We start from the raw sequence: 12,672 nt of genomic DNA on the forward strand, positions 1-12,672 counted from the left end.
AGGCCGATGGCCTACGGTGAGAACCTATCGGCCCTCCGGCCCACGCACCCCTTCGAAGGCACTTCCCCGATGAACACCATCCCCGGCGCCTGGCAGCGCACCGCCCGAGGAGCCGGTCTCCTCTCCGCCGACGGCCGAGCCGTCCCCACGATCTTCGCCGAGATGACCGCCCTGGCGACCTCGACCGGCGCGATCAACCTCGGCCAGGGGTTCCCCGACGAGGACGGCCCCGAGGTCGTCCTCGAAGCCGCGCGGCGCGCCATCGCCGACGGGGTCAACCAGTACGCCCCGGGGCGCGGTTTCCCCGAGCTGCTGACCGCGATCGCCGAGCACCAGAAGCGCTTCTACGGTCTCGAGCTCGATCCCGCGCGTGAGGTGCTGGTGACGGTCGGGGCGACCGAGGCGCTCGCGGCGACTCTGCTCGCCCTCATCGACGGTCCCGACGACGAGGTCGTGGTGTTCGAGCCCTACTACGACTCGTACGCCGCGAGTGTCGCGCTGGCCGGAGCGCGGCTCGTCGGCGTCCCGCTGCGCTGGCCCGACTTCCAGCCCGACCTCGACGACCTGGCATCCGCCGTCAACGACCGGACGCGAGTCATCCTCGTCAACGACCCCCACAACCCGACGGGCACGGTGTTCTCTCGCGAGGTGCTCGACGAGGTCGTGCGTCTCGCCCACCTCCACGACGCGATCATCGTGACCGACGAGGTGTACGAGCACCTCGTGTTCGACGGACCGCACGTTCCGATCGCCACCCTGCCGGGCGCAGCCGAACGGACTCTGTCGATCTCCTCCGCCGGCAAGACGTTCTCGCTCACCGGATGGAAGACCGGGTGGGTGACGGGTCCCGCCGAGCTGGTCACCGCGGTGCTGGCCGTCAAGCAGTTCCTCACCTACGTCGGCGGCTCGCCGTTCCAACCGGCGATCGCGGCCGGCCTGCGACTGCCCGACGCGTTCTTCGCCTCCGTCGCAGCGACCATGGCCGCCAAGGCGAAGGTGCTGGGCACCGGGCTCCGAGCAGCCGGCTTCGACGTCTCGTCTCCCGGAGGCTCGTACTTCACGGTCGTGGATGCCGCCCCGCTCGGCGCCACGGACGCGGGAACGTTCTGCCGTGAGCTGCCCGCCCGTGCCGGGGTGGTCGGCATTCCTCTGACCGCGTTCGTCTCCCCCGCTCGGCGGGATCGCTACGCGACCCTCGTGCGCTTCGCCGCGTGCAAACGCGTCGAGGTGCTGAGCGACGCAGCGGAACGCCTGGCGGGCCTGTCGGGAGCCTGACCGGCCGAAGCGTGACACACGGCGGAGAACTCGCCGTCACACCGGCGACATACCATGTATGCATGGTATTGTTCGAGTGATCGCAAGCCGGCGATCGCGCCCGCGACTCCCGTCGCCCACCCTCCGGGAAGTTCCATGCCACGCCCGCGCCACCCGCTCGAATCCCGCCCGCCCCGCATCACGCACGTCTACGGGACAGCGTTGCGGTGGACGAAGGTGCCGGGACGGACGTTGCTCACGCCGGAGACGGCCATGCAGTTGCGCGCGGAGGGGTACACGATGGCACTCACCCGGTCGGGGTGGCGATCCGCCCGACCCATCTCGCTGATCCGGTACGTGCAGCGCATCCAGCCGTCGAGCGAGCTGCCCTGACCAGGCAGCGCCACCTCTCGACGTCAACCACCGGAACGGGTGGCTCGCGCCTCGCCCGAGGGGCGCGTCCGGCTCGTATCGTCGAGGACGTCCCTGCACGATCGTCACGAGGAAGACATCCATGAGCTGGCCCGACCCGCCACGCGCGCTGAAACCGTCATCCCCGTGCCCCTCCTGGTGCGCGGGCGAGCACGAAGACCATGCGGCGGCCGACGTCTCGCACCGCAGCGAAGGCATCACCGTCCCCGGCGTCGAGCGCAGCCTTCACCCGAACGGCGACATCCACGCGATCGGCGTCACCGAGATCACGATCGGACTGGAGCAGACCCGCGGCGAGACGTGGGTGTGGTTCGGTTCCGATCAGTTCGCGCGGCAGTCCACGGTGCTCAGCATCGAGACGACGAAGCGGTTGATGCGCGCGGTGACCGCGCTGTTGGACGACCTCCCCTAGACGTCGCTCGGCCCCGGCTCGCCCTCGCGGATCCGGTCGAGGTCGGGCACGAGGTCCTGAATCGAGACCTCGAGCACCGCCGACAGCGCCAGCAGCGTCTGCAGACGGGGATTGGCGGGCGTCCCGGGGTTCGATTCGCCCTTCTCGAGCTTCTGGTACGTGAAGAGCGAGATGCGCGCACGCACGGCGACGTCCTCCTGCGTGAGCCCCGTGGCGAGGCGCGCCGCGCGCAGATTCGCCCCGAGCTCGCTCATATACGTCATCCAGGGGTAGTCGAACGCGAGACCGGTCATTCTTCCAGCTTGCGTCATCGGACGGCCAAGGGCATCGAAACGGCGCAAAACGGTGCGCAGCCGAGACGAAACGTCAGCGCGGAGTCACCCGGAAACGTCGCAGATCGAGCGCGGGATTCACCCGGCGCACGCGGGCGATGGCATCCGGATCGATGTGAGCGACGGCGACGTCGGTCGTCGTGCCGACCGCCGCGAGGACGACACCCTGCGGGTCGACGATCATCGAATGCCCGACACCCAGCGGTGGCGGATGATCCGCTCCCGCGACGAAGAAGGTGTTCTCGATCGCGCGAGCCTGGACGAGCGTGCGCCAGTGATCCTCCTTGAGAGGACCACGAACCCACTCGGCCGGCACCAGGGCCACATCGACCTGGGCGTCCGCGAGGGTGCGCGCGACCTCGGGGAAGCGCAGGTCGTAACAGGTCATCAGACCGAATCGCAGTCCGTCGACCTCGAAGGTGTCGGGCGGAGCGATCTCGCCCGGCGCGACCCAGTCCGACTCGCGCTGACCGAACGCGTCGTACAGGTGCAGCTTGCGATAGACGGACCGGATGCCATCCCCCGCCACCGCCACGACGGTGTTGCGCACGCGCCGGCCGTCGTCGGCCCGCTCGAGGAGACCCGCCACGACGACGATGCCGTGTCGCGCGGCGAGGGACTGGAGCGCGGCGGTGAAGGGACCGTCGAGATCCTCGGCGTTCTGCGCGAGGGTGTCGTCGAAGGGGTCGACGAAGTAGCTCGAGTACTCCGGGAAGACGATCAGCTGCGCGCCGCGCGCGACGGCCACCCCGACAGCCTCCTCGATCGCCGAGAGGTTCGACTCCCGGGAGGCGCTGGGGGCGAACTGCGCGACGGCGAGTCCGAATCGGCGGTCTGTCACTCGTCATCCTTTCGCCCGCGGTGACGGAGGATCACCGGCACCATCACCCACAGTACGAGGATCGTCACCGCGAGGACGACCGCACCCGCGACGGCGGCGCCCACGCCGACCACGACACCGAAGACGAACCCGACCACGCCCGTGAGCAGCAACGAGACGAGCACCAGAGCGGCACGCAGCGCGCGATGACCGAAGCGCACGACGGAGGGCTTGATCCCCAGTCGGAAGACGGCGCGGTGCAGAGCCACAGGGGCGAGAGCGACGACCGCGCTCAGCGCGGAGAGAGCAACCAGGCCGAGGTAGAACGCACGCCAGCCCGCGTCGAGGTCGCCGAAGGCCGGCTGGAAAGCGAGCGCGAGAAGGAACCCGGTGAGGATCTGCGTGCCCGTCTGCAGCACGCGAAGCTCTTGCAGGACGTCGGTCCAGTTGCGGTCGGCGCGCTGCGCGGGACTCTCGGGGCGTCCGTCGCCGCGATCGTCGATGGTGCTGCTCACCGGGCCATTCTGTCGCGACACTCCCGGGCGGTGTGCCCGGATTTGCGCCGTCGTTCATCTCGGCGTAATGTTTTCTCTTGTGCCGCGGGGTGGAGCAGCTCGGTAGCTCGCTGGGCTCATAACCCAGAGGTCGCAGGTTCAAATCCTGTCCCCGCAACAAAATGAAGGCCCCGGATCGATCGATCCGGGGCCTTCTGCTTTTCCGAAGTCCACGAGAACCCCGGCTTGATCGGCCGAAAGATTCTTCTCGCGCTCGCCGCATCTCGCCCCCTACACTGACCGAAAACTGGGGGACGACGAACAACGATGAATCGCGCATTCCGCGCGGTGGCGATCACCGCTGCCGTGATCTGCTCGCTGAGCACCGCCGCACTGCCCGCCTCGGCCCAGCCGAGCACGCCCGACACCACCGACATCCCGGCGGCCCTCACACTGACCCACGCGGTCGTGAAAGCCGTCGAGGCCGGGGCCGACTCTCCGGATGCCATCACCTCGGCGGTCGGCACGCCCGGCTCGGGCCGCGGCTCACTCCGCTTCGACGACCGGGGCCGCCTCTCCGTGACCATCACGTTCACGCGCAGCCCCGACACCGCACAGCTCGATGCGGTCGGCCGGCTCGCCGAGATCGTGAGCGTGCAGGAGCTGACGTCGTCGGCGACGGCGTGGGTCGCCCCGGACGCCCTGGCGGACCTGCGCGGCCTCGACGGCATCCGCGCGGTGAACCCCGTGGTGCAGCCGGTCGCCATTCCCGTCGTCCCGCCGGCGGTCGACGACATCCCCTCGGCGCAGCAGCGCGGGGCGGCTGAGAAGTCCTGTCGCGCCTTCCCGAGCACGGCCGACGCACCCCTGCACACCGCCGAAGCGCGCAAGGACTTCGGCGTCGACGGCACGGGCGTGACCATCGGCATCCTCTCCGACTCGTACGATGCCGCACCGGACGCGGAGACGACGCCCGAAGAAGATGTGAAGGCGGGCCTGCTCCCCGGCCCGGGCAACCCGTGCGGGTACGAGACACCCGTCACGGTCCTCTCCGACATCGAGCCCGACGAGGGCGGCGGCGACGAGGGACGGGCGATGGCCCAGCTCGTCCACGGCATCGCTCCGGGCGCCCGCATCGTCTTCTACACCGGCTGGCGCAGCTCTCAGGACATGGCGAAGGGCATCGTGGCTCTCGCGGACGCCGGGGCGACCGTCATCGTCGATGACCTCGGCTGGAGCGAAGAACCTCTGTACCAGCAGGGCTGGATCTCGACGGCGATCACGCAGGTTCAGTCACGCGGAGTCGCGTACTACACCTCGGCCGGGAACGGCTCCGAGATCGGCGCGAAGGGCACCGAGAGCGCGGGACTCCAGATCAACGGCTGGCGGACCCCCGCCTACCGCCCCATGGACTGCCCGAGCTGGGTCACCCCGCCGGAGGGGATGACCAGTTACGACTGCCTGGACTTCGACCCGTCAGCCGGTCAGGATGCCACCGACACGGCGACCTTCCCCGAGGACGGTGTGCCGAGTCTCGTCGCGCAGTGGGGCGACCCGTTGTTCGGGCTGACCACGGCCCTGGTTCCGCAGCTCTACGTCGACGAGAAGCTCGTCAGCGAGTCCTACCTCGACGGCATCACGCCGACCGTCTACACCACGGCGACGGACGTCGTCTCGGCCGGCGATCTCGACGTCGTCGTCCTCCGCGACACCTCGACGGGCTCGACCTCCACTCCGGCGTTCTCGATGTCGTTCTGGAGCCCCGGCCTGTCCGAGATCGAATACGACCGCTCGAAGGGCGGAGACGTTGTCGGTCTCACCTCGGTCGGACACCCGGCGGACGGCTCCGGTATCGGTGTGGCGGCGGCGTTCAGCCTCGAGCCCGATGTCCCGGAGCGCTTCACCTCGGCCGGCGACACCACCGTGCTCTTCGAACCGGTCCGGTTCGTCGACGGAACGCCCGTCGTGTCGCCCGCCTACCCCGAGCCGCTGCGGGTGATGGGTCCGCAGATCGCGTCGGTCGACGGCATCCGCACCAGTTTCTTCGCGCAGCGCGTGCCCTCGCTGGACAACGACTGGTACTTCTTCGGCACCTCCGCGGCGGCACCCACCGCGGCCGCGGTGCACGCGCTCGCCCTCGAGTACGCGCCGCAAGACTCCGCCGCCGACATCGCTCGCACCGCGTTCGCGACGGCCGGTCCCCTGAAGAACCCGACGTCGTCGTCGGTCACCGACCAACAGCTGTTCGGCGCCGGCCTCATCGACGCGCACGCCCTGCTGACGGCACTCCCCGCGCGCGCCGTGACCGACCTGCGGGCCACCGCACTGTCGCCGACGTCGCTGGCGGTGACGTGGACCAACGCCAAGGGTTCGACCGGAACGACCGTGCAAGTGCTCTCGGGGAGCGACGTCCTCGCCGCCGCCGACCTCGCCGAGGGAGTGGATGCCACCACCTTCCGCGACCTGCCCGCCGGTACGGCGCTCACCGTCACCGCGACCGCACGAGGGACCGCTGAGAACGGCCCGGCCGTCAGCGTCACCGTGGACACTCCCCCGCTGCCGGGGCCGTCGCCCACACCGACCCCGACGACGAGTCCCCGCGCCACCGCCACGCCGACCCCGGTTCCCGTCCCCGCGGGTGACGGTCGGCTCGCACAGACCGGCGCGGACGCCTCGCTCGCCCCGACTCTCGCCGGCGGCGCACTCGGGCTGATGGCGCTGGGGACGGCGCTCGTCCTCGGACGCCGCGTGCGGACGCGTCGAGCCCGCTGAACCGAGTACGAAGGGCGGCGGCGCGGATACCTTCGCGCCGCCGCCTCGTTCACGAGACGGGAACGTCGGTGGTCCGGCGAGCGAGCAGATCGCGCAGCGTGCGCTCGAGCCAGACCCGGTACCGCGCGGGCGACCATCCGGACCGCGTGACGAAGAACGCGTACGTCTCGGGGCCCACGAGGTAGCTGAGCTCATCCGCCACCTCGTCCGCGTCCTCCCCGTGCAGCAGGCCCCGACCGACGAGCCAGTCCGAGGCGACGCGGATGCCGACGCGGCGACGCGCATCGAAGTCGACCAGGGCCGCGGCCGCCACGGCATCCGTCTCCGCCGCGATGACCATCGCCCGTGCGAGCCCGGCGGAGCGCTCGTGGGCACGGGCGATGCCGTCGAGCCAGACGCGCATCGCCTCGTCGACCTCGAGTCGTTCCAGCGCGGCGACGATCAGCGGGGGGTGCGTCGGGGAATCCTGAGCCTCCGCGCCCGAGAAGGCGCGCTCGAAGGCGGCGACGAGCAACGCCGATTTCGATCCGGCCAAGTGGACCGACTGCACCGACACCCCGGCCTCGAGGGCGATCCCCTTCATCGTCGTCGCGGCGTAACCGTCGCGAGAGAACAACGCGGACGCCGCATCGAGGATCGCCGCACGGGTGCGAGCCGCCTCCGCCTTGCGCAGGGGGGAGGCATAGCGCCGGGGACTCATCTCGGGTTCTCCTCGATCGATTGGAGGGTCCATCCAATCATTCGTGTCCGAGCTCGGAAAGGGCTTGACGTTCGAGCGGGGATCCTCACCCGGCCGTCAACCCGTTCGTCCGAGTTCGCCGACCCGCGCTTGACTGGACGCATGACCGATGGAACCCTCCACTCCACCCGGGGCGACCGGGCCGCCACCCCTCCCGGACGGGGACCGGAATGACCGACATGGAGATGGCGAGAATCCCGGCCGGTCGCGTGCTGCGCGGCGACATGCGCGGTGCCGAACGACGCGAGATCGTCGTCGCCCCGTTCGAGATGGGCGTCTACCCGGTGACGGAGGAGCAGGTCGCGGAGCTTCTCGGGATCCCGGCTCGGCACTCTCGTCGGCCGGCCGTCGATCTCAGCTGGTTCCGCGCGATCCGCCTGTGCAACGCCCTGTCGGAGTGGGAAGGGCTCGACCCCGTCTATCGGTTCGACGGAGAAGAGGTGCACGCGGATGCCGAGAGCGACGGGTTCCGCCTGCCCACCGAGGACGAGTGGGAGTACGCCTGCCGCGCCGGCGCCACCGGGTCGACGTACGGACCCATCCGCGAGATCGCATGGACGGCGGCCGACGGTCTCCGCGCGCCGGTCGATGTCGGGGCCCGTCTGCCCAATCTCTTCGGGCTGTTCGACATCCTGGGCAACGTCGCCGAGTGGTGCGAAGACCTCGTCGATCCGGAACGGAGCAACGCCCGCGTCTTCCGCGGCGGAGGATGGAACGACGCCCCCGCCATCGTACGCGCCTCGACCCGCCGGGGCGGCGGCCCGCGAGACGGCTTCGACGACGTCGGGGTCCGCGTCGCCCGCGGAGCGCGCGATTCGTGACCGCCGGCGGCCACCGCTCAGTCCGTCGTCGTGATCGCCTCGGTGAGGGAGTGCAGGAAGCCGGAGATCGTGGCGAGCTCGTCATCGCTGTAGTTCGCGGCGACATCGCGCATCGCCCCGAGGTGCCCGCCGAGGTGGTGGAAGAACTCGCTCCGCGACTTGTCGGTGAGCACGACGACGCGCGCGCGGCCGTCCGACGGGTGGGCGCGACGCTCCACATGGCCGGACGCCGCCAGCCGGTCGATGAGCTTCGTCGTCGACGCGGTCGAGATGCGGAGGTGTCTCGCCACGTCGTGCGGGCTGACCATCTCTCCGCGCTGTTCGCGGATGATGAGCATGCGCAGGGTCGCGAGGTCGCTGGCGTTCATGTCCATGTCGCCCTTCATACCGCTGTGCATGCGGTCGAGGGCGTCGCTGAGGGCCCGCACGGCGGTCAGCGTTTCGACGACGGCGGGCCTTTTACCAGAACGAGTGGTGGTATCCGTCACGGTGGACACCCCCTTTCGGCGTCGGTATATTGAAGCTCACATCGCTAGCTAAACTAGCAAACAGGAGGCACGATGAGCGAGATTGAACACGTCGTCCTTCTGGGCGAGAACGGTGACGAGATCGGCGTCGCACCGAAAGCAAGTGTGCACGGTGCGGACACCGCTTTGCACCTCGCGTTCTCGTGCCACGTCGTGAACGCCGACGGACAGGTGCTCGTCACGCGGCGCGCGCTCGACAAGAAGACCTGGCCGGGCGTCTGGACGAACTCGTTCTGTGGACATCCCGCGCCCGCCGAGCCCCTGACCGACGCGGTCCATCGTCGCGCCGCATTCGAGGTGGGGCTGCGGGTCCGCGACCTCGAACTCGCCCTCCCCCACTTCCGGTATCGCGCGGTCGACGCGAGCGGCATCGTCGAGAACGAGATCTGCCCCGTGTACATCGCCGTCACCGACGAGGAGCCGCACCCCAACCCGAGCGAGGTCGCGGAGTACCGCTGGGTCGATCCTCTCGATCTGGCCGCCTCCCTCGAGTCCACACCGTGGGCATTCAGCCCCTGGCTCGTCCTGCAGGCACAGCAGCTCCACCTCTTCAGTCCCCCTCCAGCCATCCGGCGGGCATCGTGATCGCCTTGGCCACGACCCCGGCAGCGCGCCACGACATCGACTCCGCCATCGAGGGCGCCCTCGCGCGCCTCGACAGACGCCTCGGTGAACTCGGCGACGGCGCCCGGGCCCTGGCATCCGCCATCCGCCGTGCGGCGGAAGGCGGCAAACGCTTCCGTCCGCTCCTGGTCGTGTCGGCCTTCGACACGCTGGGCGGGCCCGACATCGCACGGCCGGCGCTGTACCAGGTCGCCGCGGCCTTCGAGCTGCTCCACACCGCCTTCGTCGTCCACGACGACGTCATCGACCACGACGTCGAGCGACGCGGAATGCCCAACGTCGGCGGCGAGTTCCGCTCTCGCGGGACCGAGCGCGGGGCGGATGCCGCGGGGGCGGCGCTCCTCGGCGATGCGGCGGCCATCCTCGCGGGAGACCTCCTGCTGCACGAGGCCGCGCGGCTCGTCGCGATGGCCGAGATCCCGGCGGACGTGCGCCGCGACCTGCTCCTGCTCGTCGAAGACGCCGTCCTCGTCTCGGCCGCCGGCGAACTGGCCGACGTCGAGAACGCGGTCTCGGCGGGTGACATCGATGCCGACACGATCCTGCGCACGACCCACGACAAGACCGCCGTCTACTCGTTCTCGGCGCCTCTCGAGGCGGGCGCGGTGCTCGCGGGCGCGGAGGCGCCCGTGCGGCACGCTCTGGAGCGGTTCGGTCAGCGTCTGGGTCTGGCGTTCCAACTCGTCGACGATCTGATCGGCGCGTTCGGAAGCGCCGCCACCGCCGGCAAGGACGAGGGTTCCGACCTCCGCGAGGCGAAGAAGACGCACCTGATCGTGCTCGCCCGCGAGAGCGAGCACTGGCCCGAGGTGAGCGACGCCCTCGCGAACGCCCACACCGGGCCGGTCGCGATCCGTGCCGCGCAGAGTGCGCTGTCCGCGTCGGGGGCGCGTGTCCGACTCGAGCACCTCGTGCGCGACACCCTCGACGAGGCACGGGGCATCGTCGCCGCCTCGACGCTGCCGGAAGAGTGTCAGGGTATGCTCCTCGACCTCGTCGACGCCGTGCAGGAGCGCGTTCCGTGAGCACCGGCCCCACCGGACTCGCCCTGTATTCGCGGACGGCAGACGACGCGGCCGCGGCCGTCATCCAGCGCTACTCGACCTCGTTCGGCCTCGCTGCGCGCCTGCTCGGCCGGCGCCCTCGCCCGCACGTCCGCAACATCTACGCGCTGGTGCGCGTCGCCGACGAGATCGTCGACGGGCCGGCCCACGACGCGGGCCTGACGGTCGAACGCGAGCGCGCCGTGCTCGACGCCCTCGAGACCGAGGTGATGGATGCCATCGCCACCGGTTTCAGCGCGAATCTCGTCGTGCACGCCTTCGCTCGCACGGCGCGGGAGTGCGGCATCGGTGCCGAGCTGATCGCGCCGTTCTTCGCCTCGATGCGCACGGACATCGACACCGCCGCGCACGACGAGCTGTCGCACGACGCGTACGTGTACGGCTCCGCGGAGGTCGTCGGGCTCATGTGCCTGCAGGTGTTCCTCAACGCCGGGATGTCCGCTCCCGCGCGCCCCGCCGCCGACCTCGTCGAGGGCGCACGTCGCTTGGGGGCCGCGTTCCAGGACGTCAACTTCCTCCGCGACCTCGCCGACGACGCCGACCGTCTCGGCCGCGACTACCTCGACGGCGCAGCCGACGACGAACGACGCATCGCCGTGCTCGATCGGATCGACGCCGACCTCGCCGCCGCGGCATCCGTCATTCCGCACCTTCCGCCCGACTGTCGGGCGGCCGTCACCGCCGCGCACGACCTCTTCGCCGAGCTGTCACGACGACTGCGCCTCTCGCCCGCCGGCGCTCCGCGCGTCCGCGTGCCCGACGGCGTCAAAGCCACCCTCGCTGCCCGCGCCCTCCTGGGGCGTCCACCGAAAGGTCCCCGCTCATGAGCGCCCAGCGCATCGTCGTCGTCGGAGGCGGAATCGCCGGTCTGGGAACCGCCGCATTGCTGGCCGACCGCGGCCACGACGTCCACCTCTTCGAGGCCCGCGACGCCCTCGGCGGACGCGCGGGGTCGTGGGAGGCCGACGGCTTCCGGTTCGACACCGGGCCGAGCTGGTATCTCATGCCCGAGGTGTTCGACCACTTCTTCCGGTTGCTCGGCACGAGTGCCGATGAGCAGCTCGATCTCGTCCGCCTCGACCCGGCCTACCGCGTCTACGGTCCTCCCGGGAAGGGCGAGCCGATCGACATCGTGTCGGGACGCGAGGCCGTGCGGGCGCTCTTCGAGGAGCACGAGCCCGGATCGGGCGACAACATCGACGCCTACCTCGATTCGGCGAAGGACGCCTACGAGTTGTCGACGTCGAAGTTCCTCTACGACCCGTACTCGTCCACGAGAGGGCTGCGCGACCCGGCGCTCGTGAAGCGCCTCCCCACGCTCATCCCGCTGCTCACGCGTACCCTGTGGAAGCGCGTCACGACGGACTTCCAGAACACGCGGCTTCAGCAGATCCTCGCGTATCCCGCGGTCTTCCTCGGCGGCTCGCCCTTCGAGGTGCCGAGCCTGTACCACCTCATGAGTCACCTCGACCTCGGCGACGGCGTGCTCTACCCGAAGGGCGGGATGACGGAGATCATCACCGCCATCGAGAAGCTCGCTCGCGAGCGCGGTGTGCAGATCGAGACCTCGGCCCCCGTCGACGCGATCATCACCGAGTCTGGTCTCGCCCGCGGGGTGCGGCTCGCGGACGGGCGAGTGATCGCCGCGGATGCCGTGGTGTCCGGCGCCGACCTGCACCACACCGAGAATCACCTGCTCGAGGAGAAGGACCGCCAGTACCCCGAGAAGTGGTGGAAGGACAAGGTCCCGAGCCCCGGAGCACTGCTGCTGCTGCTCGGGGTGAAGGGCGAACTCCCCCAGCTCACGCACCACACCCTGCTCTTCACCGACGACTGGCACACGAACTTCGACGCGATCTTCGGTGAGGACAAGAAGATCCCCGACCCGGCGTCCATTTACATCTGCCGGCCGAGCGCCTCGGACGACTCCGTGGCCCCCGCGGGGCACGAGAACCTCTTCGTCCTCGTCCCCGTCCCGGCGGACCCCGTGAGCGGCCGCGGTGGCGTCGACGGATCGGGCGATCAGCGCATCGAGCAGGCGGCCGACCGAGTGATCGCGCAGATCGCGGAGTGGACCGGCATCCCGGATCTCGCCGACCGCATCGTGGTGCGGCGGACGATCGCCCCCGAGGACTTCGTGAACGACCTGAACGCCTGGCACGGTAACTCGCTCGGTCTCGCGCACACGCTGAATCAGAGTGCGATCTTCCGGCCGAAGAACCGGTCGCGAAAGGTGCAGAACCTCTACTACGCGGGCACGTCGGTGCTCCCGGGCATCGGTCTGCCGATGTGCCTCATCTCGGCCGAGCTCGTCGTCAAGCGTCTGACCGGAGACACCTCCCCCGGCCCCCTGGCAGAACCCGTGCGCGCGGCGGTCTGAG

Annotated in this window: 14 protein-coding genes and 1 tRNA gene; 10 read left to right on the top strand and 5 right to left on the bottom strand. The window is 70.1% G+C overall.

The window, feature by feature from the left end; genetic code table 11:
* Nucleotides 1-69: 69 nt before the first annotated feature.
* The 3 genes from AB0O24_RS00190 (at nucleotide 70) to AB0O24_RS00200 (ending at nucleotide 2,098) form a co-directional block, all read left to right on the top strand.
* Nucleotides 70-1,275 (top strand): aminotransferase class I/II-fold pyridoxal phosphate-dependent enzyme, encoded by a 1,206-nt coding sequence (locus AB0O24_RS00190; RefSeq protein ID WP_307385922.1) that lies wholly within the window; start codon nucleotides 70-72, stop codon nucleotides 1,273-1,275.
* A gap of 135 nt (nucleotides 1,276-1,410) precedes the next feature.
* The gene (locus AB0O24_RS00195) at nucleotides 1,411-1,647 is read left to right on the top strand and encodes a hypothetical protein (RefSeq protein ID WP_058612963.1); all 237 of its coding nucleotides are present in this window, start codon (nucleotides 1,411-1,413) and stop codon (nucleotides 1,645-1,647) included.
* A 121-nt stretch (nucleotides 1,648-1,768) separates the two neighbouring features.
* On the top strand, nucleotides 1,769-2,098 hold the full coding sequence (locus tag AB0O24_RS00200; RefSeq protein WP_058595220.1) for a hypothetical protein: 330 nt from the start codon (nucleotides 1,769-1,771) through the stop codon (nucleotides 2,096-2,098).
* Here the strand turns inward: AB0O24_RS00200 and AB0O24_RS00205 are convergent.
* The 3 genes from AB0O24_RS00205 to AB0O24_RS00215 all read right to left on the bottom strand — a co-directional run bounded on the left by AB0O24_RS00205 (nucleotide 2,095) and on the right by AB0O24_RS00215 (nucleotide 3,765).
* Nucleotides 2,095-2,391 (bottom strand): helix-turn-helix transcriptional regulator, encoded by a 297-nt coding sequence (locus AB0O24_RS00205; RefSeq protein ID WP_363371638.1) that lies wholly within the window; start codon nucleotides 2,389-2,391, stop codon nucleotides 2,095-2,097. The genes AB0O24_RS00200 and AB0O24_RS00205 overlap by 4 nt on opposite strands.
* A 73-nt stretch (nucleotides 2,392-2,464) precedes the next feature.
* A complete protein-coding gene (locus AB0O24_RS00210) occupies nucleotides 2,465-3,271 on the bottom strand; it encodes a carbon-nitrogen hydrolase family protein (protein ID WP_275798209.1) in 807 nt (268 codons plus the stop codon).
* Nucleotides 3,268-3,765 (bottom strand): DUF6328 family protein, encoded by a 498-nt coding sequence (locus AB0O24_RS00215; protein WP_363371641.1) that lies wholly within the window; start codon nucleotides 3,763-3,765, stop codon nucleotides 3,268-3,270. Before AB0O24_RS00215 ends, AB0O24_RS00210 begins: the two co-directional genes overlap by 4 nt.
* Nucleotides 3,766-3,848: 83 nt before the next feature.
* Between AB0O24_RS00215 and AB0O24_RS00220 the strand changes: the two genes are divergently transcribed.
* Nucleotides 3,849-3,922: transfer RNA gene (locus tag AB0O24_RS00220), tRNA-Met, on the top strand.
* A gap of 149 nt (nucleotides 3,923-4,071) precedes the next feature.
* Nucleotides 4,072-6,516: a hypothetical protein gene (locus tag AB0O24_RS00225; RefSeq protein ID WP_363371644.1), complete on the top strand. Its 2,445-nt coding sequence runs from the start codon at nucleotides 4,072-4,074 to the stop codon at nucleotides 6,514-6,516.
* 49 nt (nucleotides 6,517-6,565) lie between these two features.
* Here the strand turns inward: AB0O24_RS00225 and AB0O24_RS00230 are convergent, their stop codons facing one another.
* The gene (locus AB0O24_RS00230; protein WP_307385912.1) at nucleotides 6,566-7,216 is read right to left on the bottom strand and encodes a TetR/AcrR family transcriptional regulator; all 651 of its coding nucleotides are present in this window, start codon (nucleotides 7,214-7,216) and stop codon (nucleotides 6,566-6,568) included.
* Nucleotides 7,217-7,425: 209 nt separating this feature from the next.
* Between AB0O24_RS00230 and AB0O24_RS00235 the strand changes: the two genes are divergently transcribed.
* Entirely contained in the window at nucleotides 7,426-8,076 is a 651-nt protein-coding gene (locus tag AB0O24_RS00235; RefSeq protein ID WP_363371648.1) for a formylglycine-generating enzyme family protein, read from the top strand.
* Nucleotides 8,077-8,093: 17 nt separating this feature from the next.
* On the opposite strand, the gene AB0O24_RS00240 is transcribed toward AB0O24_RS00235, so the two are convergent.
* Nucleotides 8,094-8,564 (bottom strand): MarR family transcriptional regulator, encoded by a 471-nt coding sequence (locus AB0O24_RS00240; protein WP_363371650.1) that lies wholly within the window; start codon nucleotides 8,562-8,564, stop codon nucleotides 8,094-8,096.
* Nucleotides 8,565-8,636: 72 nt separating this feature from the next.
* Here AB0O24_RS00240 and idi point away from each other — a divergent pair, with 72 nt between their 5' ends.
* Genes idi through crtI form a run of 4 tightly spaced genes read left to right on the top strand, consistent with a single transcriptional unit; the run spans nucleotide 8,637 to nucleotide 12,671 of the window.
* Complete coding sequence (idi, locus tag AB0O24_RS00245) at nucleotides 8,637-9,188, top strand: isopentenyl-diphosphate Delta-isomerase (RefSeq protein ID WP_363371653.1); 552 nt, start codon at nucleotides 8,637-8,639, stop codon at nucleotides 9,186-9,188.
* Complete coding sequence (locus AB0O24_RS00250; RefSeq protein ID WP_363371655.1) at nucleotides 9,185-10,252, top strand: polyprenyl synthetase family protein; 1,068 nt, start codon at nucleotides 9,185-9,187, stop codon at nucleotides 10,250-10,252. Before idi ends, AB0O24_RS00250 begins: the two co-directional genes overlap by 4 nt.
* On the top strand, nucleotides 10,249-11,118 hold the full coding sequence (locus AB0O24_RS00255) for a squalene/phytoene synthase family protein (RefSeq protein WP_275801585.1): 870 nt from the start codon (nucleotides 10,249-10,251) through the stop codon (nucleotides 11,116-11,118). The genes AB0O24_RS00250 and AB0O24_RS00255 overlap by 4 nt, the downstream gene beginning before the upstream one ends.
* Nucleotides 11,115-12,671, top strand: coding sequence for a phytoene desaturase family protein (crtI, locus tag AB0O24_RS00260; protein ID WP_363371659.1), 1,557 nt, complete (start codon nucleotides 11,115-11,117; stop codon nucleotides 12,669-12,671). The genes AB0O24_RS00255 and crtI overlap by 4 nt, the downstream gene beginning before the upstream one ends.
* Nucleotide 12,672 lies beyond the last annotated feature (1 nt).

This window comes from Microbacterium sp. NPDC086615 (assembly GCF_040686055.1).
Classification (GTDB): Bacteria; Actinomycetota; Actinomycetes; order Actinomycetales; family Microbacteriaceae; genus Microbacterium.